The following is a 21,226-nucleotide window of genomic DNA, read 5'->3' on the forward strand; positions in this document are numbered from 1 at the left end:
GCAGCAAGGAAAAATTATTGTTCCTGATAATCAGTGAAAAGACCTGACTACGGGCCGTATTGTAACCTTGCATGACGCATTTCCGAAAAACCCTCTTACATTTGCATCACCAAACAGTGCGGGGTGGAGCAGTTGGTAGCTCGTTGGGCTCATAACCCAAAGGTCACAGGTTCGAGTCCTGTCCCCGCTACCTAAAAGGGCGTTTCCAATCCGGAAACGCCCTTTTTCTTTTTAATCCTAAGCTCAGGCTGCCTTGCTCGTGCAGTATACCTGGTAGCTAGCGGAGCAAGTAAGCTCTGTGGTCAACCCTTGGCTTGCAAGAGCTTACGCGTTGCAATGGGAGTGCCGTGGCTTTAGAAGCCCTGGGGCACGGCTGCCGGCTGCTGCTTGCGGTAGCGTAGCCAAGCGGCCAGCAGGGCCGCACCGCCAAGGGCGGTGCACACGCCGGCCCACAGTAGGAAATCGTAGTGGTCGATGAAGGCGCGGTACCCCGCTGTGGACATAAATAGCAACAGGCCAGCTACTTCCCAGATTTTGCTTTGATACAGGGCTGAAGTAGGCAGCTCCACGGAAGGCCGGTTGAGAAGAGGTTGCAGGCTGTTGGCGTCCCAGGCCAGCAGCCCCACGGTGGCCAGCAGCATGGCGCCCGTGATGAGGGGCGTAAGGCCGAAGAAGCTGTACGACACGGTGATGACGAAAACGTTGCTGATGATCGGCAGAAACAGCACCGCGCCCAGCAAGGCGTAGCGCTGAGTCAGCAGCAGCAGGCCCGCCACGCACTGGCCCAGCCCGATAAACTGCCAGTATAGCCCCGACTGGTACATCGTTTCGAAGAAGTGCATAGCGCTGTTAATCGGACTCAGCTCCCCACTCAGGGTGGTAAAGCGGTGACCTTTTATCTTGATGATGCTGGCAAACACAAAAGCACCGCCGAGCAGGTAGCGGGTGTAAATAACGGCTAGCTGCAGTACCACAGCCCGTTTTAGGTCTTGAACACGCATAGCTGGATATACTGCTCTAAGTGAAGCAAAGGCCGCTTTGGCTTACTGCCACAGGCCCCGGAACTGGTAAAAAACGCGCTGTAATAAAGATAAATCCTCGGTAATGATTTCGGCCCGGCCCTGTAGCTGCTGCTTGAAGGCAATGGGTTTGTGGTAGGTGGTGATAAGCTCGGTCGGTAGCCGTACTACTACGTCGTAGGAGTTGCCCTGCGGCAGGGGCGCTACGCGGGCCACCAGGCCTTCGAGCATGCCGTACTGCTCGGCCGGGTAGTTGTCGAGCAGTATATTAACGCGCTGCCCGGTCTTGACCTTGCCCGAGCCCTGCACCGGCAGGCGCAGCCGCCCGGTCATGGCCGTGGCGGGCGTCAGGACCGACAGCACGGGTGTGGCGGCGGGCACAAACTGGCCCGCCACCCACTCTTTGAGCAGGGCCACCATGCCGGCCTGCTTGGCTAGCAGCACATGGTCGGCTTCCCACTGGGCAATGGCGTTGCGCAGGGAGCGGGCCGTTTGCTCCTGGGCCAGCCGCAGCTGCTGGCGCCGCTCGTCGCGCTGCAGACGCAGTTCCCCGATGCGGCGGCGCAGCTCGGAGGCCGTAATGGCGTTGGAGATGATGCTGGCCTGGGAGTTGGCCACGCTTTTTTGCTGCTGTAGCAGGGTGCGGTGGGAAGCGTCCAGGTCGGTTTCGGCAATTACCTTGCTCGTCAGCAGCCCGCTGTCGATGCTGTAGCGCTTGCGGGCCAGGGCCAACTCCTGGGTTTGGAGCTCCCGCTGGCCGGCCAGGTTGCGGTTCAGGGTTTCGTAGGCGGCCACCTCGTCCTGCAAAGCCCGCACTTGCTGGCTGTACTCGTCCAGCTGCTCGAAGTGCTGGTAGTCGGCCGTGGCCTTGCGGAAGGTTTCGTAGGCCGCTTGCAGCTCGCCTAGCTGCCGAAACTGGTCGGGGGCGCCGCCGGTCCACGCGGGGGTAGCTCCCGGGGCCAGCACTTTCTTCAGGGCCTGCACCTGCGGAAAAGCGGCGGCGCTTTCCACGTAGCCCAGCGGCTGCCCGGCGTGCACGGCCTGGCCTTCGCGCACGAGCAGCTGCAGAGCCCCATTGGCGCGGGTAACGGCCGTAAAAGGTGCCACTTCGCTCGTGACGACGATGGAAGCGGGCAGCACGTCGGGGTAGCGGACGGCCCCGCTCAGGGTGAGTACCAGCACCAGCAGCCCCAGCAAGTAGCCGGCTCCGGCCCGCAGCAGCCAGGAGGGAGTAGTGCCGATTATTTCCTGAATCCCGTCGCTGCGGTCGGTGAACTGAATAGTAGGCATAACGGATAGCTAAATAATGGATAAGGCTCTAGCGAAGGTCGGGGCTCAGGCCAGCTCCAGCTGATTGTGCACCAAGGCGTAGTAGGCGCCCTGGGAGCGGGTCAGCTCGGCGTGGGTGCCCACCTCCACGATTTTGCCCCGGTGCAGCATCACAATCTGGTCGGCATTCTTCACCGTGCTCAGCCGGTGGGCAATAACGACGACGGTGCGGTCTTCGAAGAACTTGTTCAGGTTCTGCATGATAACCTTCTCGTTGGTCGAGTCCAGGGCCGAGGTGGCCTCGTCGAAAAACAGGTAGTCGGGGTCTTTGTACACGGCCCTTGCAATGAGCAGGCGCTGTTTCTGGCCCTGGCTCAGCCCGATTCCGTCACTGCCAATCTTGGTGTGGTAGCCCAAGGGCAAGGACTGGATGAAGTCCTCAATGTTGGCCACCTGCACGGCGTGCTGCAGCTTTTGCGGGTCGACTTCCTCATCCGACACGGCAATGTTGTTGGCAATAGTGTCCGAAAACAGGTAGCCGTCCTGCATGACCACCCCGCACTTGCGCCGCCACTCCCGGGAGCTAAGCTGGTCCAGGGGGCTGTTGCCGACCAGAATATGGCCGCCGCTGAGCGGGTAAAACTTGAGCAGCAGCTTGAGCAGGGTGGTTTTGCCGCTGCCGCTGGAACCCACGATGGCCGTGACTTTGCCCTTGGGAATAAACAGCGACAAATCGTCGAGGACCAGCGGGGAGCCGGGACCGTCGTAGCGGAAATCGAGGTGCTGGAGGTGGATATCCTGTTGGCGCCGGGCGGGCTGAGCCGTCTGGTTGTCTTCCTCGTTGGCCAGGGAGTGAATTTCACTAATACGCTCCAGGCTGGTGTTGGCATCCTGCATTTCCTGGATGAAGCCGATGAAGTCGTTGACCGGGGCGTTGAGCTGGCCGATGATAAACTGCACCGAGAGCATCATACCCAGGGTCATGTCGCCGTTGATAACGGCCTGGGCAGCCACGAAGGTGATGACCAGGTTCTTGAGCTCGTTGATAAAGGCGCTGCCTACCTGCTGGTACTGGTTCAGGGCCGTGGTGCGCACGTTCAGCCGGAACAGCTTGGCCTGGATGGCCTCCCAGTCCCAGCGGCGGCGCACCTCGCAGCCGTTGAGCTTGATTTCGGTCATGCCGTGCAGCAGCTGAATCAGGGTGCTCTGGTTTTGGGCCAGCTGGTGGAAGCGGAGCTGGTCGAGCTTTTTGCGCCGCTTCAGGAAAAAGGTGATATACAGCGCGTACAGGGCGCTGCCGCCCAAAAATATCAGCAGAATGGTGGCATCGTAGTAGCCCAGCACGGCCCCGAAGAGCACCAGGTTGAAAAGCGAAAACAGCACGTTCAACGACGAGGTGCTCAGGAAGCTTTCCACCCGGTCGTGGTCCCGGATGCGCTGCAGATGGTCGCCGATACGCTTGGCTTCGAAAAAGGCCACCGGCAGCTTGAGCAGCTTGGTCAGGAAGTCCGACACCAGGGCCACGTTGATGCGGGTACTCAGGTGGAGCAAAATCCAGCGCCGCAGCAGCTCCACGCCGGTGCGCCCGGCAAAGAGGGTGACCTGGGCCACCAGAATCAGATAGATAAAGTTCAGGTTGCGGGTCCGGATGCCGGTGTCCACAATGGCCTGGGTCAGAAAGGGCAGAGCCAGCTGAATGATGCTGCCAATGAGCAACCCGATAAAGAGCTGCACCAGCAGCGGGCGGTGCACCCGCATATAGCTGCGCAGCAGGCTCCAGCCACTCAGAGCATCGTCGCCGGCTTCCTCGTCGCGCTCATGAAAGGCCGGGGTGGGCTCCAGCAGCAGGGCAATGCCCACGCCCGAGCCGCCCAGCCAGTGCCGCTCCATTTCGGCCCGGGTGCAGATGGTGGGCCCCAGGCCGGGGTCGGCAATGTGGTAGTGGCCCCGGGCCACCTTGTGCAGCACCACGAAGTGCTTCTGGTCCCAGTGCAGGATGCAGGGCAGCTGGGTTTCGGTGCTGAGCTGCTCCAGGGTCAGCTTCACGCCCAGGCTGCGCAGCCCGATGCCCTCGGCGGCTTCGCTCAGGCCCAGCAGGGAAGCCCCCGACCGGTTCAGGAAGCTATGCTGGCGCAGGTACTGCCGGGAATAGTCGCGGCCGTAGTGCTTGGCCACCATGCGCAGGCAGGTGGGGCCGCAGTCCATTTCGTCTTGCTGCCGATAAAAAGGAAAGTTTTTCATCCGGAATAGTCTTAAGACCCAAAGGATAGTGCCCCCGCAGCTGCCTGCCAGAGAGCAGCTTACAGCGACTCCAGCAGCAGAATGGACGGCACCTGAGCGGGCCGGGCCAGGCGCAGCAGCTGGTAGCCAATGCCGGCCAGGCCGGTCATCAGCCCCGGGTTTTCGATGCCCAGGGCCACGCCCGAAATCGGGCCGTGCTCCTGGAAACTATAGCGCACCGCGCCCAGCAGCCGCTCCAGCGTGGCGTCCAGACCAGCCTCAGGATGGGCCAATTGATACTGCTGCAGGTATTCGAGGCTGCCGAAGTCGCCGTGGCAGAGGGAGTGGTTCCAGCCCATGCCGAAGCGCAGGGTGGTGCACAGGGCTATTTCGGCCTCGTGGGGCAGTTGGGCATCGGTGTAATACGGCTGCATGGCCAGGCGGCTCAGGCCCACACCGGTGGCGCCGGCGCACCAGGCCGTCATGTTTACCACCTCGTTGCTGGCGTTGCCGGCCTCCACGTTGAGGTTGCGCAAGTCGGCCCAGTTGCCTTTGCCGGGCAAAAACTGAGTCCGCTCGTAGGCCAGGGCGCCTTGCACCAGGGCCAGGAAGCGCGGGTCATGGGTGGCGTGGTGCAGCTTGGCCAGGGCCAGGGCCACGCCGCTGGTGCCGTGGCCAAAGCCGGTGAGAGGCTGCTGGCTGTACGAAAGCCAGGCGCTGCCGCCCGGTTCGGGAGTCACGGCGCGGCGCAGCAGCACTTCCCCGCAGCGGGTAGCGTGGCCCAGGGCCGCCACCGAGCCCGTGGACTTGTACAGCCCCAGGTATACCAGAATCAGCCCGGCCATGCCGTTGATGATGTCGAAGTTGGTGGTGGTGTCGATGGCCTCGGCGGCCTGCTCCCCGATGCGGCGGGCCCGCTCGGCCAGGGCTTCGTCGCCAGTGAGCAGGGCCAGCTGGGAGTAGAGGTAAACCCAGCCGCCCACGCCGTCGAAGGCGCCGATGTTGTCGTCGAGGCGGCGGCCCTTGGCTAGGATGTTGTCTACGTAGCCGTTGAAGGTGTGCAGAGCTTGGCTGGCTAGCGTGCCGTACTTGGCCTCGCCGGTAATATGACTCAGGTGGCTCAAAAACAGGATGATGCCTGGCAGGCCGCTGTACAAGTCGACGCCTACGGGCCATATCTCGTAGACCTCGCCCTTCATCGAGAAGCCAAACCAGCTCACCGTGTCGTCGCTCGAGTGAATGGCCAGCGCGCTGAGCCGGTCGCCGATGCGGCGGGCCTCCTGCAGCAGCAACTCCGATGTGACGGGCAGGGTGCCGCCCTCGAGGTAGCGCAGGGTCGAGAAGTTGATCTGGTTGGGCAGGGCCGAGGCAATGGTCGAGCGGATCAGCCAGCACTGCCGCTCCAGGTCGGTGGTACTCATGCGGCCAATTTTTTCCTTGCAGCAGTCGGCGCCCGAGGCGGCGTAGAAGTTGGGGAAGCAGTGGGCATGGTCGAGCCACAAGTCCCGCGAGGCCGGGAAGGCCGTGAGCAGGGGCACGTCCTGGCGGGTCAGGTCCTCGTGCTCCAGCTGGATCAGGGCCGCCGGCAGCCGGTCCGACTCCACCTGGTGCCAGAGCCGGTCGAAAAGCCGGTCGCGGTCCAGGGAATGAATCAGGTAGTCGGGGTGGTAGCTGGCGTAGAGCAGGTCGCCGTAGGCGCTGGTATTGCGCAGTAGTACCCGCACGGGCGTAGTGCCGAAGGCGTCGATAAAGCCGCCGGGACCGGTAAACAGCTCCTTGTTCCGCTCGATGAGCGAGTACACGGCCCGGAAGCCGGCTTCCAGCTGCGGGATGTAGTCGGATACGGCCACTTTCTGGCCGTTCAGCGTCGGGTTGTTTTTGCCCCGGCCCAGCGGCATTTGCTGGGGCTCGATGCGCATTTCGTCGGTTTCGAAGGCATTCCAGGCCGGGCGCAACGTCAGGCTCTGCTGGTCCTGGGCCACGCTGATGCCGCTCAGGTCCACGCGTTTGCGCTGCTGCTTGTCGTAGCGCCAGGTGGGCAGAATGGCAATCTTGAGCACGGAGTCTTCCAGGATGCCCTCAATTGAGTCGATGGCCTTCAGGTTGGGCGTAACCAGGGTTTCGAGGTCAATCAGCGTGGGGTCGGAGCCGTGGGCAATCAGGTTTTCGTAGTGGAAGTCGGTGGCGTTGGTCAGGTGCAACAGGGCCAGCAGGGCGCCCAGCTTCTGGTGGAAGCAGGCTACTTCGGCCTCATTCTGGCAGGGCAGCTGGTCGATGTGCTCCACCCAGCCGTAGTCGGCGCGCCCGATGGTGCGCACGGTTTTGAGCGTGAAGCCCAGCTGCTGGGTGTTGATCCAGCGGATGATGTCGTGGAACTTCTCGTCGGAGCCCAGGGAGCGGGGCTTGTACACCACTTTGTGCCCGGAGGCAAAGGTCAGAATGGTCACGGCTTTGCCGCCCACGTGCGCATCGCCGGCCCCGAGCTGTACTTTTATCAGCGTATCGGCCACAATGCCGAATTCAGTTTCAATTTGGGCCTGATCGGTAATCAGGCGGCTGATTAAGTCGGCGCTGTTGCGGCGCCAGTTGCTGAGCGTAATATACAGCACCTTGAACAGGGCCGGGTATTCCTCGTAGAGGCTCTCGATTTTGGCCGGATTGCGCAGCGAGTTCAAATAAAAAGCAAACCGCTCGGCCGGCGTGGCGCCCTGCAGCAGGCCCAGCTCCCGCGACACGTTCATGTCCAGGACCAGCGTGCGGTTGATAATTTCAAAGAGGATGGCGCCCAGGCCGCGCTTGCACTTCAGAATGCCAGTGTGGCGCAGCTCGGCGTGGGCCGGGTGGCGCTCGGCCAGCTCAGCGGCCAGGAGCTGCTGCTGCCAGAACAAAATGGGCTCGACGACATCGAAGAAGCCGGCCACCGGGTATTCGTGGCGGAACGAGGCCGAGAGCCTGTCGGTGGGCTCCGGCCGGTTGGGTGCCCGCAGCTCGGATAGCACGGTAGCCAGGGCCGCTTCCACGGCTTGGTCGGGCTCGGCGGGCTGGCTGATAATGGTGGTGAATTCTTCCTGGCTTAAACCGATGCCCTTGAGCCGCTTTTCCAGAATGCCGGGGTGGCGCAGCGTTTCCAGCCACGCTTTCACGCGAAAGGAAGAGGCTGATTCCGAATTGCGCGCGCGGGAAGTAGCATAAACAGCAGTCCGGCGCAGGGTTGCGGCGCGTTCGGCGAGGCTAACGGTTTTGTCGCTCATGATAGGAAGAGAATAGAATAGAATAGAATAGAATAACGATAAGGCTAGAATAGGATAGAGGTAACGGGCTGGTGAACAGCCGGGGCCAGCACGTGCGCAAGTGGTAGAAGAACTGGTAAGCAGGCATCCGGTAGCTTGGTGAGCTACCGGATGCGTTTGGGCTTACGTCCTGCCTTCGCCGGGGCTGAGGAGTCGGGCTGAGGCCGATGGCCAGGGGGCGTTTTGCTCGGAAAACGGAGCCCTAAGGGGAGTGCCGCGCTTCAGGCCCAACGAAAGCAGGAGGTAGGAACGGAGTAGCGTGATTCGCTAGTCAGGCGTTGGTTGCGGGCAGCCTAGCGGCCCGAGCCGAAGGGGTTGCAGCAGTAGCCGCCGTTGCACTCGCCGCTGATGGTGGGCCACCAGCCCGGGCCAACTACGTCTTCGAAGGCCTCACCGCCGGTGTGCTGGGTGAGTTCTTCCTCGGTCAGGGCTGCCCCGATGGGGTTGGGCTCAATCAGGGCCAGTTGCTCGGGGGTGAGGGTAGCGCGGTACTCAGCATCTTTCCACGCGCGGATCGTCATCAATTGCTTTTCCATAATAATAAAATATGCCTTACTTATAATTTTTACAATGCTCCACAACTGCAGAGCAGTTAAGGCACAAGCAAGCGGAGAAATTAGATTCCGTAATCTGGACAATTACGGAGTTGCCTTTCTTAAATAAATTCGCCGTAAATAAATATGCCAGCGTTTTGCTTATATCTGGATGGGAAGCCTTTGCAAGAAGAACATTGCCCAAGTTCGCAGTGCGGCAATTTAGTGCAGGCGAAAAAGTAAGCGGTGCTGCGAATTAACAGCGGTTTTGCCCAGCTTAGCCGATGTTCGAGCCGAAGGGGTTGCAGCAGTAGCCGCCGTTACACTCACCGCTAATGGTGGGCCACCAGCCGGGGCCAACCATCAGGCCGCCAGTATTTTGGGTGAGTTCTTCCTCGGTCAGAGCCGAGCCGACAGGATTGGGCTCCACCTGGGCCAGTTGCTCGGGGGTGAGGGTAGCGCGGTATTCGGCATCTTTCCACGCGCGGATCGTCATCAATTGCTTTTCCATAATAATAATATGCCTTGCTATATAATTTATAATGCTCTACACCTGCAGAGCAGTGAAGGCGGGAGCAAGTAGTATAGTTGGCCGCATAATTCCTAGTTCGTAATTAAAGCTGCGTATCAACACTGCGATTGAAAGGACGAAAAAGCATAATCACGGGACTTCCGCGGCGCTAACTTGTGAAATGCTTTGCTTTCTTTGGCAACGGGTATGGCCTGGGCGGGATTTTGGCCGTCGGGAATAGCCCGCCGCGGCGCGATGACCCGGCGGAATGGGAACTGGCAGCGGACAAAACCTGGGGCTGGCCGTTGCTGTTTGGCCCGTTCAGCCGTAGGCCGGATAGTACCGCTCCCGGGTCTGTTTACCATTTTACTTTCTCTATGCCATCCGCTCTTCCCTGGCTGCTCGGCCTTGCGGCCCTCGTGTTTAGCCTTTGCCCGGCGGCCCGGGCCCAAACCCCGCCGCCCACCGGCGACGTGTACGTAGACGGGCAGGGCGTGCTGCGCTGGCAGCAGACCAAGCGGGAAGTGGCCTTGTTTGGGGTCAATTACACCGCCCCGTTTGCCCACGCCTACCGGGCCCAGCAGGCCGTGGGCGGCAGCGCCGAAAAGGCCATCGACCAGGATGTGTACCACCTTGCGCGCCTGGGCCTCGACGCCTTTCGGATTCACGTCTGGGACGTGGAAATTACTGACACGCTGGGCAATCTGCAGCAGAATGAGCACTTGCGCCTGCTCGACTACCTGGTGGCCCAACTCAAGCAGCGCGGCATCAAGGTTATTCTGACGCCCATTGCTTACTGGAACAACGGCTACCCCGAGAAGGACTCCGGCACGGGCTTTTCCAGCATGTATTCCAAAGTGCAGGCCTACACCAATCCGCGGGCCATCCGGGCCCAGGAAAACTATCTGACGCAGTTTCTCAACCACCGCAACCAGTACACCCGGCTGCTCAACCGCGAAGACCCTGACATTCTCGCCTTTGAGGTCTGCAACGAGCCCCGCTACCAGCAGCCGGCGGCCCAGGTAACGGCCTTTGCCAACCGCATGGTGGCCGCTATGCGGGCTACAGGCTACGGCAAGCCCATTTTCTACAACATTGCCGAAAACCCGGAAGTGGAAGACGCCATCCTGGCCGCCAACGTGGATGGGCTGACGTTTCAGTGGTACCCGGCCGGCCTAGTGAGCGGGCACACGCTGCGCGGCAATTTGCTGCCCCACGTGGACCAGTACCCCATTCCGTTTCGGCAGGACCCGCGGTTTCGGCGCCGGGCCAAGCTGGTGTACGAGTTTGAGTCGGGCGACATAATCCAGCCGGTGATGTACCCGATGATGGCCCGCAGCTTCCGGGAAGCCGGGTTTCAGTGGGCCACCCAGTTTGCCTACGACCCGCTGGCCATTGCCTACGCCAACACCGAGTACCAGACCCACTATCTGAACCTGGCCTACACCCCGGCCAAAGCCCTGAGCCTGCTTATTGCCGGCAAGGTATTTCGCCGGGTGGGGCGGGGCCAAAGCTTCGGGCGCTACCCCGCCGACTCCGTCTTCGATGCCTTCCGGGTGAGCTACCGGCGGGGGCTGAGCGAGATGAGCACCGAGGAGGAATTTTACTACACGGCTTCTACACAAACGATTGTCAAGAAAGTGGCCAAGCTACGGCACGTGGCCGGTGTGGGCAGCTCCCCACTGGTGCAGTACGGGGGCTCGGGGGCCTACTTCCTGGACCGGGTGGCGCCGGGCATGTGGCGGCTGGAAGTGCTGCCCGACGCGGTGCCTATCCGGGACCCGTTTGAAACGGCCTCCCTGCAAAAGCCCGTGACTCAGATTCTGTGGAACGACCAGCCCCTGCGCCTCGCGCTGCCCGAGCTGGGGCCCCGCTTTACGCTGCGCGGCCTCAATGAAGGCAACACCGCCCAGGCACAGGCCACCGACGGCCGCCTGACGGTGCGGCCGGGCGTGTACCTGCTGGCCGCGGCCGGCAAGCAAACCAGCGCCTGGACGGCCGATTCGCCGTTGGGTTCGTTGCGCCTGGGCGAGTTTGCGGCCCCGGCGCCCACCAAGCTCGGGCCCCAGGTACGCCACACCCCGCCGGCCCAGGCCACGGCCGGGCAGCCCCTCATTATCCGGGCCACGCTGACCGGCATTGAAGCCGCCGACAGTGTATTTCTGGTGGCCCAGCACTACTACGGCCGTACGCGGGTGCTCCCCGTGCGGCAGCCGGCGTATGCCACCGTGGAAGCCACCGTGCCGGCCGAGCTGACCACCGCCGGCTTGCTGCGCTATTGGCTGGTGCTGAAAAAGGCCGGGCAGCCGCTCACCTTTCCCGGCGGCTTCCGCGGCCAGCCCCAGGAATGGGACTTTTTCTCCCCGGAGCATTGGGAAGTGCCGCTGGTAACGGCCCAAACGCCGCTGTTCCTGTTTCGGGCTGCCGCCGACCAAGGCCAGGTGGAAGCCCGCAGCCTGAGCCGCACCGCCTGGACGGAGTACGTCACGACCGAAGCGGCCGGGGCGCTGGCGCTGCGCTTCGTGCAGGGCGAGGCCAAAGAGGCTGCGGCTCCGGCCGCCGAAACCGGGCCGGCCGCCTGCCTGCGGGCTTACTACGGTGACAAGCTGCCGGCCCGCCGCCAGGATTTGAGCGGCTTTACGGAGGTGGTAGTCAAGGCCCGGGCCAGCCGGCCGGTGGGGGCGCAGGTGGTGCTGGCCACCCAGGATGCCGCCGCCTTTGCCGCGCCCGTACCGCTAACTACTGAGCTGCGCGAAATCCGGATTCCGCTGAGTAGCTTCAACGCCAGTGCTTTACTGCTGAGCCCGAGGCCGTATCCGGGTTTTTTGCCGCTGCGCTTCCAAAGTTCTAACCCCGGCCCGCTGCGGCTGGCCGACACCGAAGTGGTGCAGCTGCTGGTAGATGCCGCCGCGGCTACCCAGGTTGATATTGAGTCGATTTTCCTGCGGTAAATGCCGCTTGCTCACCCGCTGCGGGCCCGGTGCCTTCGGCCAGCTGGGTATCTTGCCACTCCATTTGCTTCCAAACTCTTCCGCATGCGCTTTTCTTCTTCCTTTCTGGCCCTGCTCCTGATGGTGGCCGCCCCGGCCCTGGCCCAGTCGCGGCAGGATATTCTGCTGACTTCCGACTGGAAATTTACCAAGGGCGACGTGGCCGGCGCGGCCCAGCCCGGCTTCCAGGACGCCAAGTGGCAAACCGTGCGCGTGCCCCACGACTGGGCCATCTACGGTCCGTTTAGCAGCACCAACGACTTGCAGCAGGTCAAGATTGAGCAGAACAACGAGAAGCAGGCTACCACCAAAGCCGGCCGCACCGGCGGGCTGCCCTTTATCGGCACGGGCTGGTACCGGCGGCGGCTGGCGGTGCCGGGCTTCGGGCCGGGCAAGCGCGCCGAGCTGGTCTTCGACGGGGCCATGAGCAACGCCCACGTGTTTGTGAACGGCAAGGAAGTGGGCTACTGGCCCTACGGCTACAACTCGTTTCACTTCGATATCACCCCGTTTTTGAGCCCGGGCGGCGGCGCCAATACCCTGGCCGTGCGCCTGGAAAACCAGCCCGAAGCCTCGCGCTGGTACCCCGGCGCCGGCCTCTACCGCAACGTGCACCTGGTCGTTACCGATGAGGTGCACATCCCGGTGTGGGGCACCTACGTCACCACGCCCACCATCACCGCCGACTTTGCCAAGGTAAAGCTGCGCACCGCAGTAGCCGGCGCCACGGCGGCCCAGAGCCTGCGCCTCGACACCGAAATCCGGGATGCGGCGGGCACGGTGGTAGCCACCACCAGTACGCCCCTGGCCGCTACCGACGGGCAGCAGTTCGAGCAAAACCTGGTGGTGCCCCAGCCCCGGCTTTGGTCGCCGGAAACGCCGGTGCTCTACACGGCCACCTCGAAGCTGTACGCCGGCTCGGTGCTCAAAGACGAGTATCAGACCCGCTTCGGTATCCGCTCGTTTACGTTTGAGGCCAACAAGGGCTTTTCGTTGAACGGGCAGCCGCGCCGCTTCCGGGGCGTGTGCAACCACCACGACCTGGGCCCCCTGGGCGCGGCCATCAACCCGGCCGCCCTGCGCCGGCAGCTGACCTTGCTCAAGGACCTGGGCGCCGACGCCATCCGGACGACTCACAACATGCCGGCCCCGGAGCTGGTGAGTTTGGCCGACGAAATGGGCTTTATGCTGATTGTGGAGTCGTTTGACGAGTGGAAAAAGCCCAAGGTCAAGAACGGCTACAGCCAGTACTTCGACGAGTGGTCGGAGCGCGACGTGGTGAACATGGTGCACCGGGACCGGAACCATCCCTCGGTCATTATGTGGAGCATCGGCAACGAGGTGCCCGACCAGTGGGCCCCCGGCGGCACCAAGATTGCTCGGCGCCTGCAAGACATTGTGCACCGCGAAGACCCGACCCGACCCGTGACGGCCGGTATGGACCAGTTCGACGCGGTAGTGGGCAACGGCTTTGCGGCCCTGCTCGACGTGCCGGGCTTCAACTACAAGCCCCACCGCTACCCCGAAGCCTACACCAAGCTGCCCCAGGCCCTGATGCTGGGCTCCGAAACGGCTTCCACGGTCAGCTCCCGCGGGGTGTACAAGTTTCCGGTGGTAACGGCCAAGGATAAGAAGTATCCGGATAATCAGTCGTCGTCCTACGACCTGGAAGCCTGCAACTGGTCCCAGACGCCGGACGAGGAATTCGCGGCCCAGGACGCGCTGGGCTACCTCATGGGCGAGTTTGTGTGGACCGGCTTCGACTACCTCGGCGAGCCGACGCCCTACGACGAAGCCTGGCCTTCGCACAGCTCCTACTTCGGCATCATGGACCTGGCGGGTTTGCCCAAAGACCGGTTTTACCTCTACCGCTCCCGCTGGAACCCCACCGCGGCCACGCTCCACCTGCTGCCCCACTGGACCTGGCCCGGCCGCGAAGGCCAGACCACGCCGGTGTTTTGCTACACGAATTATCCCTCGGCCGAGCTGTTCGTGAACGGCGTAAGCCAGGGCCGCCAAACCAAGAGCTCATCCGACAAGCCCCAGACCCAGTACCGCCTGATGTGGAACGAGGTGAAATACGCGCCCGGCAGCCTGAAAGTAGTGGCCTACGACGCCCAGGGCAAAGCCGTGGCCGAGGAGGAAGTGCGCACCGCCGGTAAGCCCCACCATATCAAGCTGGTCACGGACCGCCCCAGCCTGGCCGCCGACGGGCAGGACTTGGCCTACGTAACCGTGCGGGTGGAAGACGCCCAGGGCAACCTCTGCCCCGAAGCCAGCAACGAAGTGCAGTTCAAGGTCACGGGGGCGGGGCAGTTTCGGGCGGCGGCCAACGGCAACGCGGCCAGCCTGGAGCTGTTTCACGAGCCCCGTATGAAAGCATTTCAGGGGCAGCTCGTGGCCATCGTGCAGGCCGCCGATAAGGCCGGGCCCGTGCAGCTGCAAGCCACCGGCAAAGGCCTGAAAAGCGCCAGTGTGACCCTGCAAACTACTGCTGCGAAATAGCTGGGCCCGGGCGTAAAGACCGAAAAAGGCCGCCGGGAAACTCCCGGCGGCCTTTTTTACGCACTGCCATGGCGTCGGCAGCGCGCCGCTACTTCACGATGCTGAAGCGGCGGTTTTCGACGGTGCTGTTGGTAATCAGCCGGCAGGTGTAGACGCCGTTGGGCAGCTCGGCGCGGCCCAGGTCGAGCTGGTAGTCCTGGCCGCCGACCACCTCAGCGTTGTAGAGCGTGGCTACCAGGCGGCCCAGCTCGTTGTACAAATACACTTGGGCCTTGCCGCCCAGCGTCGGGCGGAAGCGGATGGTGGCCTGATCCACGACCGGGTTGGGGTAGATTTCGAGCCCGGCGGCGTTGCTCAGCAAGGCGGCGGCTTTGGCCGGGGTGCTGCCCAGCGTCACGCTCGTCGTCGTAGTGGGAGCGGGGGCCGTGGTGGTAATGGCGGTGCTGCTCCGCACGCTGATTTTGCCGCCTTTGAGTTCCTGAAGTACCGTTTTGCCCCCGGTCCAGTTGCTGGAAAACAGCAGCTCCCCGGTGGAGGACCGCAGCGTGACGCCAATCTTATGCGGAGCCCCGGTCACGGTCGACTCCAAGGCCTGCACCGACAAGTCCAGGCCGCCGCTGAGGCCGGTTGTATTCAGCGGGTCGGTGATGTCGCTCAGGGTGGCCTTGGTGTTGAAGTCGCCCTGGTTGCCGCTGGCGCTGGACACGGTGCCCAGGGTGTTAATCGAGTTGCTCTTGATCTGGTAAGTGCGCCACAGGCTGCCTACCAGCCGGCGGAAAATGATGGTGGCCTGGCCCTGGATGTTTTTGCCGCTCTTGTTCCACTTCATCGTGAAGCCAAAGTTCATCTTCGAGCCCCCCGGCGCCGCATACGAGCCGCCCGACTGGGCCACCACTACGCTGCCGCCGCCATTCACGTAGTCCTGGCCGGGCACGGCAATGGTAATCAGGGTGTGCTCGGGCGTGCGGCCGGCGTAGTAGCCACCCTGGGCTTCCACCAGCAAATCGAAGGTGCGGCCGCCGTTGCCGAAGTCGGCTGAGCTCAGCGTTACGGGTAGTACGCCGGTGCGGGCCGTGCCCTGCAGGTTGGCGGTGCTGACGGGGCTGACGGCGAAGGTAGTCGTGCCGAACAGGTTGGTTTCCCCCAGGCCGTTCACCTCCTTAAACGCGGCCCGGGCATTGCCAATAATGCCCCGCGAATTGTCCGCAGCATCGGTCAGCGTAGCAATGTACTCCACGTTGGCCGTGGCCGAAGTCGAGTTGGCCGTGCCAAAGTATTCCAGGCCCGAGTACACCACGTCGGTATTCTCCGGAGTTACAACCAAATTCGTAGGCGTGGCGCCGGTAGCCTCTCCCACGTTGGTAGTGTTAGGTCGGAACAGGGCCGTAATGGCGTAGCTGCCGGCTTTCTGACTGATAATAAACGTCTTGCTAACCGTGCTCAGGCCGCCGGGCGCCGGAAACGCGACGCTGCCCAGCGTGGTAGTGCCCAGCTTAAAGTCGATGGTGCCCCCCACAGCCGTCAGCACGCTCAGGGCCGAGAGTGAAGTCACGGTAGCCGTGAGCGTCACTTGGTCGGAGTACTGCACCGGGCCGCTATGACTGAGAATGAGGTCCGAAGTGGCGGTGGAAATGTTGGCCGTGGCCGTGGTGCTGGTATTGGCCAGGTAGTTTGGCGCATCCTCGCCGCCGATGCTGATGCCGCTCACCGTCACGGTTTTGGCCGTGCCCACGTTGGCATCGGCAAAGCTGGCCGTGGTGTAAACCGGGAGTAGCTGGTCACCGATCACCCGGTCGTCCTGGAGGGTGGCTAGGGTCACCGTGTTACCATCAAATACCTTGCTGGCAGCGGTGGCCGTCACCTTCAGCTCCCGCACGGTGATGTTGGCCTGGGCCGAAGCCGTGGTGTTGGGGGCGTAGTTGTCTTTGTCGGCCCCGCCCGGCAGGCTCACGTCGGCCGTGACGAGCTTATCGGTGCCCACGTTCTTAGTGGCAAATAAGCCATTGGCGGCCCCGAGCGTGACGACGTCGCCGGCTACCAGGCCGCTGGCCGGCCGCAGCACCGGCGTTACCGAGGCCGTGCGGGTGCCGTCGTATACCTTGTGGGCGGCCGTCAGAGCAATGGTCAGGGCTTTGGGAGTAATATCGGCGGTGGTGAAGGCCGTGGCGTTGACGCTGTAGTTGGCCGCGTCGGCGCCCGTCAGGGTCAGGCCCGTCACGGTTACGGTTTTCCCGGTGCCCACGTGTTTATTGGCGAAGCTGCCCGTGCCGCCCCCGGGCACCACCTCGTCGTCGGGGAGCTGCCCGCTCAGGGTGCGGCCCGTAACGGTGGCGCCGGTTTGCCCGTCGTACACTTTCGCGCTGGCCGTTACGGAAGCTACCAGGGCTTTGGCCGTAATGGCGGCCGCAGTAGTAGCCGTGGCGTTGGCCGCGTAGTTGCCCGCATCGGCCCCCGACTTGCTCACGCCGGCCATGACGGGCTTGCTCAAACCCACGTTTTTGTCGTCGAACTGCCCATTGGTGGCCGCTACGCTCACCTTGTCGCCCGGCACCAGCCCGCTGCTGATGGCCGCGCTGACGGCCGCCGCCGTAGTGCCGTCATACTGCTTGCCCTGGGCGCTGATGCCGATAACCAGGGAGCGGGCCGTAATGCTGGCCGTGGCGCTAGCCGTGGGATTGGCTGCGTAGTTGTGCTCGTCGGCCCCGCCGCTGATGGCTACGGCCGCCGTTACCTGCTTGCCGGCGCCCACCGTTTTCGAGTCGAACTGCCCGTTGCTGCTGGTCACCGTTACTACGTCGCCGGTCAGCAGGCCGCTGCCTGCCGCCAGCAAGGCCGCCGTGCCGGCCGTGGAGGTGCCGTCGTACTCTTTGTCTTGGGCGCTGAGGGCAATGGTCAGGGCTTTGGGAGTAATATCGGCGGTGGTGTAGGCCGTGGCGTTGACGCTGTAATTGGCCGCGTCGGCACCCGTCAGCGTCAGGTCGGTGGCCGTTACGGTTTTACTGGTGGCCACGTGCTTATCGGCAAAGGCCGCCCCACCAATCGAGATGCTGACGGCATCGCCGTCCACTATACCGGCCAAGTTGGTGGTGGTCAGGATGGCCGCCGTGGTCCCGTCGTAGGTTTTTGAGTCGGCCGTGACGGCCGCCGTCAGGGCTTTGGGGGTGATGCTGGCCGTGGCCGTAACCGGGCCCGCCAGCAGGCGGTAGTTGGGCGCATCGGCCCCGGTGAGGCCGAAGCCCAGGCCGGTAACGGTTTTACCCGGGCCCACGGTTTTGTCGGCAAAAGTGGCCGTGCCGCCCGTCAGGCTGACTTCGTCGCCGGCTATGGCTCCGCTGACGGCGCGGCCGGTGATGCTGGCCGCCCGGGTAGCATCGTATACTTTGCCGGCCGCCGTAAAGGAAGCCGTCAGGACTTTGGGTTGAATAGTCAGGGCGGCGGGCTCACTGGTGGCCGGGGTGTAGTTGAGGCTGCCGGCGTAGACCGCCGTAACCGCGTAGGTACCGGCCCGAACTGGAGCTTCCGCCGCGGGACCGTACGTGGTAAGGCCCGTACCAACATAGCGCAGGGTGACATCGGTCAGTACTTCCGCCGGCGTACCAGCTCCGGTAGCCTGGCCCGTGCCGCCGTGGGCCTGGTGGTCGTAGGGGAAAGTGCCGCCGCTGGCCGTCACGTCCGGGGTTACCTGCGTAACGGTCAGCAACACGGAGGCGCTGGCCGCCTGGTAGTTAGTCGTGGCGGCGGCTTCCACCAACAGGGTTTGCTGCGGGCCGGTGCTGAGGATAATGCCCGCGGCTGGTGTGTAGCTAAGCGCCCCGGGCGCCGAACCGCCCGCCACGCCGGTTACGGCAGCATTGAGCTGACTGCTGGAAAGCGCCGTGCCGTAGGCAATGGCATCGGGGTTCGGCCAGGTAATGGTCTGCGGGGCCTTTTGCACCAGCAGGCTGCCAGTGGCGCTGCTGGCGGCGTAGCCCGGCCCGGCGCTAAAGCTGGCGGCCACATACCCTACATAAGCCGTGGGGCTGGCATTGATACCGGCCAGGCTGACGTTGGGCAGCGCGGCGGCCCCGGTGGCGTCGGTTGTGGCGGTGCCCACGGCCAGGTTATTGAGCCGGAAAGCAATGGTTTTGCCACTGAGCGGGGTGCTGCCGGCCCTGAGCGTGGCCGTCAGGGTAGTCGTGCCGCCGTAAACTCCCGTGGCTTCTGCTACGGTGAGGGTGGTCGGCAGCTCGGAAAAGGTGATGGTTACCTGCGACGTCGAGGTGCAGCTGCCGTTGGCAATGGCCCACTGCAGGTGGTAGGTGGTGCCGGCCACGCCGCTAAAGCCCGAGGTCGGACTGTCGGGAGTGGCTACCACCCCGTCGAGGCCCCCGGTGATACTCCAGCTGCCGGTACCGACGATGGGCGTATTGGCCGCCAGCGTGGTGCTGGTGCCGCTGATAGTTTGAGCCGGACCCGCATTGGCCGTCGTGGGGGCGGGCGTCACGGTCACGGCCACGGGCTCAATATCCGAGCAGTTGCCGTTCGTGGCTTTGATGTAATACGTGCCGCTGACGGCTACGGCGCCCGGGGTGCTCAGCGGCGTGGTGGCGGCGGCATCGGTCCAGTAGCTGAGCGTGCTGCCGCTGGGCAGCGTACTGCCGCTCGTTACGGCTGCGGCCGTCAGGCTGACGGTGGCCGGGGCGCACACGGCCGCCGGAGCCGTGACGGTCAGCACGGGCAGTTGGGTAACCGTTACGGGCAGGGGTGCCGACATGGCCGTGCAGGTATTGCTGTTGGTAACCAGCACGGTGTAGGTTCCCGCCGTGCTAGCCGTGTAGGTTTGCTGCTGGGCGGGTGCGCCATTGATAGCCGAGCCGTTACGAAACCACTGATACCCGGTGATGGTGCCGGCACCCGCCGTGGCGTTGGCCGTGAGCATGGTGCTGCCGCCGCTGCAAAACGTAGCGGCTCCCGTCACGCTAACGGTGGGGCCCCGCAGGGTCACGGTGCGCGTCGTGGAGGCTGAAGAGAAGTTGCAGCCCACGGCCGTTGCCTCGATATTGACCGTGCCGACGAACCCCACCGCCCAGGTTACCACGCCGCTGGCATTGATGGTGCCGGCCGCCGAGTTGTTCAACGACCAGCTGAGGCCTGTGCTGTTGGCGGCCGAGGAGGTATAGGCCGTGGTGGTGGCACTCGTGACCGGGCAATTCGGTTCGGTACTGCCGGCCACCACGGTAATGAGCGTGGGCGCACTAACGGGGGGAGTTACCGTAACCGCCACCGTAGCGGTAGAAAAGGGCGCCGCAGTGTTGCCGCAACCTGGGTCCCCAGACAGCGCCGACAGTTGGGTTATCTGGCAGAAGTAGTAGCGGGTGCCGGCAACCGTGGAGTTGGGCGTATAGCTGTAGGTGCCCCCGTTAGTGTTGGTTGCCCAGATGCCCCCCCCACTCGTTGGCGTTGCCTGAACCAGTACCGCATTGGTTAAGCTGGTCGTATTGGTAAGGTTATAATACCACCTATACACAATGTTGGCCTTGCTTCCCGAGCCGCACGTAAGCACCCTGGCTTGCAGAGCCGTGGTAGTACCATTAAGGCAGAAAGACTGCGCAGTAGTCGTAATCAGCGCCGCCCCCGATGGATATTCGCCCGCGTCCGTGAATTGATAAGAGGCCAAATACGCGGTGGTGCCGCCCGCGGCCAGCACGGTGAACTTCACGCCCAAGTGCCGCTGCTCGATGCTGTAATCAATTTGCCAGCTGCCATCCGCTGCCACCGGCACATCGTAGCGGTGGTAGTCGGGATAATCCGGCTCCTCCTTAAACTCAACGTGCACCGTCTGGTCCTGGGTCCAGCCGCTGCCGCTGATGTGGGCCACTTCGCCGGGAGCGTAGTCATCCTTGTCCGAGGTGACGGTGGGCGCGTAGCTGGATTGGGCAGCGCCGCCTAAGGCAATTAAAAAGAGAATTAGCGTGAGCAGCAACCCCAGGGCGCTGCTCCTTCTCCGCCGGAGAATGGAGGGTACGGGTGTGGTCATACAGGTGGTATGCAAAAGGTGGTAGATAAAAGAGCAAGCTGCCTGGCTGCGGCAGCCAAAGGCACAGGGCTTGGCCAGGCGTAGGCTAGGGCCCGGCCGGGATGCAGAAACTCTTAAAGTGAGGACAGAAGTAATATTTAAGTGTAATTTATCAATAATTAATATAACACATCATGTTAAATAGATTTATTTCAATTTTATTTTGTGTTTATACGCATTCATTTCTCCGGGTGAATAATATGGATTTCACTATACAATTGATTTATGATTAGCTCAGAGAGACTAGTCGGGGCGCAATGGCAGAGTGCCCAGGCGGCGGGTATACCATCGTTGATTTGTGCGGTAGATGCGCGGGTTTGTGTCTTACTTGGCGTGGGCACCGTAGGTAATTTTGTCTTGTTATCGAAGCCCAGACTTCTGCCTTATGAAACCCATCGATTCGTCTACGCTGGCCCTGCTTGATTTGCGCTGCCCCCGCTGCCACCAGGGCCCGTTGTTTTCGTACCCGGCCTATAAGCTCACCAAGTACGCCGTCATGCCCGAGCGGTGCCCGGTGTGCAGCGTGGCCTATGAGCCCGAGCCCGGCTTTTACTGGGGCGCCATGTTCGTGAGCTACGCCTTTTCGGTGGCCTGGTTTGCCATCGGCGGGGTAGCGGCTTACTACCTGTTCAACAACCCCTCGGTGTGGGTGTACGTGCTGCTGGTCACGGCTTTGGTGCTGGTGACGGCTCCGGCCACGTTGCGCTACTCCCGGGCCATCATGCTTTACTTGTTCGGGGGCATCAAATACGACCCTAATCTGCGGCGACTTCCCACCGATGAAGCCTCGCCCCGAAGTCGGGCCAACGCCCCCGCTGTTTTGTAACTGCTAGC

At 62.9% G+C, this 21,226-nt stretch carries 10 protein-coding genes and 1 tRNA gene; 4 read left to right on the forward strand and 7 right to left on the reverse strand.

Annotated elements, in window-relative coordinates; all coding sequences use genetic code 11:
• The first annotated feature begins 117 nt into the window (after positions 1-117).
• Positions 118-190 (forward strand) — tRNA-Met (locus CLV45_RS17865).
• Between the two features lie 163 nt (positions 191-353).
• On the opposite strand, the gene CLV45_RS17870 is transcribed toward CLV45_RS17865, so the two are convergent.
• The 6 genes from CLV45_RS17870 to CLV45_RS17895 form a co-directional block, all read right to left on the reverse strand.
• Positions 354-1,001: a hypothetical protein gene (locus CLV45_RS17870; protein ID WP_157807623.1), complete on the reverse strand. Its 648-nt coding sequence runs from the start codon at positions 999-1,001 to the stop codon at positions 354-356.
• A 42-nt stretch (positions 1,002-1,043) separates the two neighbouring features.
• A complete protein-coding gene (locus tag CLV45_RS17875; protein WP_100337841.1) occupies positions 1,044-2,309 on the reverse strand; it encodes an HlyD family secretion protein in 1,266 nt (421 codons plus the stop codon).
• A gap of 45 nt (positions 2,310-2,354) precedes the next feature.
• Positions 2,355-4,529 carry a peptidase domain-containing ABC transporter gene (locus CLV45_RS17880; RefSeq protein WP_100337842.1) on the reverse strand — a complete coding sequence of 725 codons (2,175 nt, stop codon included), beginning with the start codon at positions 4,527-4,529 and terminating at the stop codon, positions 2,355-2,357.
• Positions 4,530-4,588: 59 nt separating this feature from the next.
• Positions 4,589-7,651, reverse strand: a complete 3,063-nt coding sequence (locus tag CLV45_RS17885) for a type 2 lanthipeptide synthetase LanM family protein (RefSeq protein ID WP_157807624.1) — start codon at positions 7,649-7,651, stop codon at positions 4,589-4,591.
• Positions 7,652-8,091: 440 nt separating this feature from the next.
• Positions 8,092-8,334, reverse strand: a complete 243-nt coding sequence (locus CLV45_RS17890) for a mersacidin/lichenicidin family type 2 lantibiotic (protein WP_157807625.1) — start codon at positions 8,332-8,334, stop codon at positions 8,092-8,094.
• Between the two features lie 274 nt (positions 8,335-8,608).
• A complete protein-coding gene (locus CLV45_RS17895) occupies positions 8,609-8,827 on the reverse strand; it encodes a mersacidin/lichenicidin family type 2 lantibiotic (RefSeq protein WP_157807626.1) in 219 nt (72 codons plus the stop codon).
• Between the two features lie 392 nt (positions 8,828-9,219).
• On the opposite strand from CLV45_RS17895, the gene CLV45_RS17900 reads away from it, so the two are divergent.
• Together CLV45_RS17900 and galB are read left to right on the forward strand one after the other, a co-directional pair.
• Positions 9,220-11,793, forward strand: a complete 2,574-nt coding sequence (locus tag CLV45_RS17900) for a cellulase family glycosylhydrolase (RefSeq protein ID WP_100337846.1) — start codon at positions 9,220-9,222, stop codon at positions 11,791-11,793.
• Positions 11,794-11,877: 84 nt separating this feature from the next.
• Positions 11,878-14,337: a beta-galactosidase GalB gene (gene galB, locus CLV45_RS17905; RefSeq protein WP_100337847.1), complete on the forward strand. Its 2,460-nt coding sequence runs from the start codon at positions 11,878-11,880 to the stop codon at positions 14,335-14,337.
• Between the two features lie 88 nt (positions 14,338-14,425).
• Here galB and CLV45_RS17910 read toward each other — a convergent pair whose 3' ends face one another.
• Positions 14,426-20,353 (reverse strand): YDG domain-containing protein, encoded by a 5,928-nt coding sequence (locus CLV45_RS17910; RefSeq protein ID WP_100337848.1) that lies wholly within the window; start codon positions 20,351-20,353, stop codon positions 14,426-14,428.
• Between the two features lie 424 nt (positions 20,354-20,777).
• Here CLV45_RS17910 and CLV45_RS17915 point away from each other — a divergent pair, with 424 nt between their 5' ends.
• The gene (locus tag CLV45_RS17915; RefSeq protein ID WP_245882909.1) at positions 20,778-21,218 is read left to right on the forward strand and encodes a DUF983 domain-containing protein; all 441 of its coding nucleotides are present in this window, start codon (positions 20,778-20,780) and stop codon (positions 21,216-21,218) included.
• The last annotated feature ends 8 nt before the right edge of the window (positions 21,219-21,226 follow it).

Source organism: Hymenobacter chitinivorans DSM 11115 (assembly GCF_002797555.1).
Lineage (GTDB): Bacteria > Bacteroidota > Bacteroidia > Cytophagales > Hymenobacteraceae > Hymenobacter > Hymenobacter chitinivorans.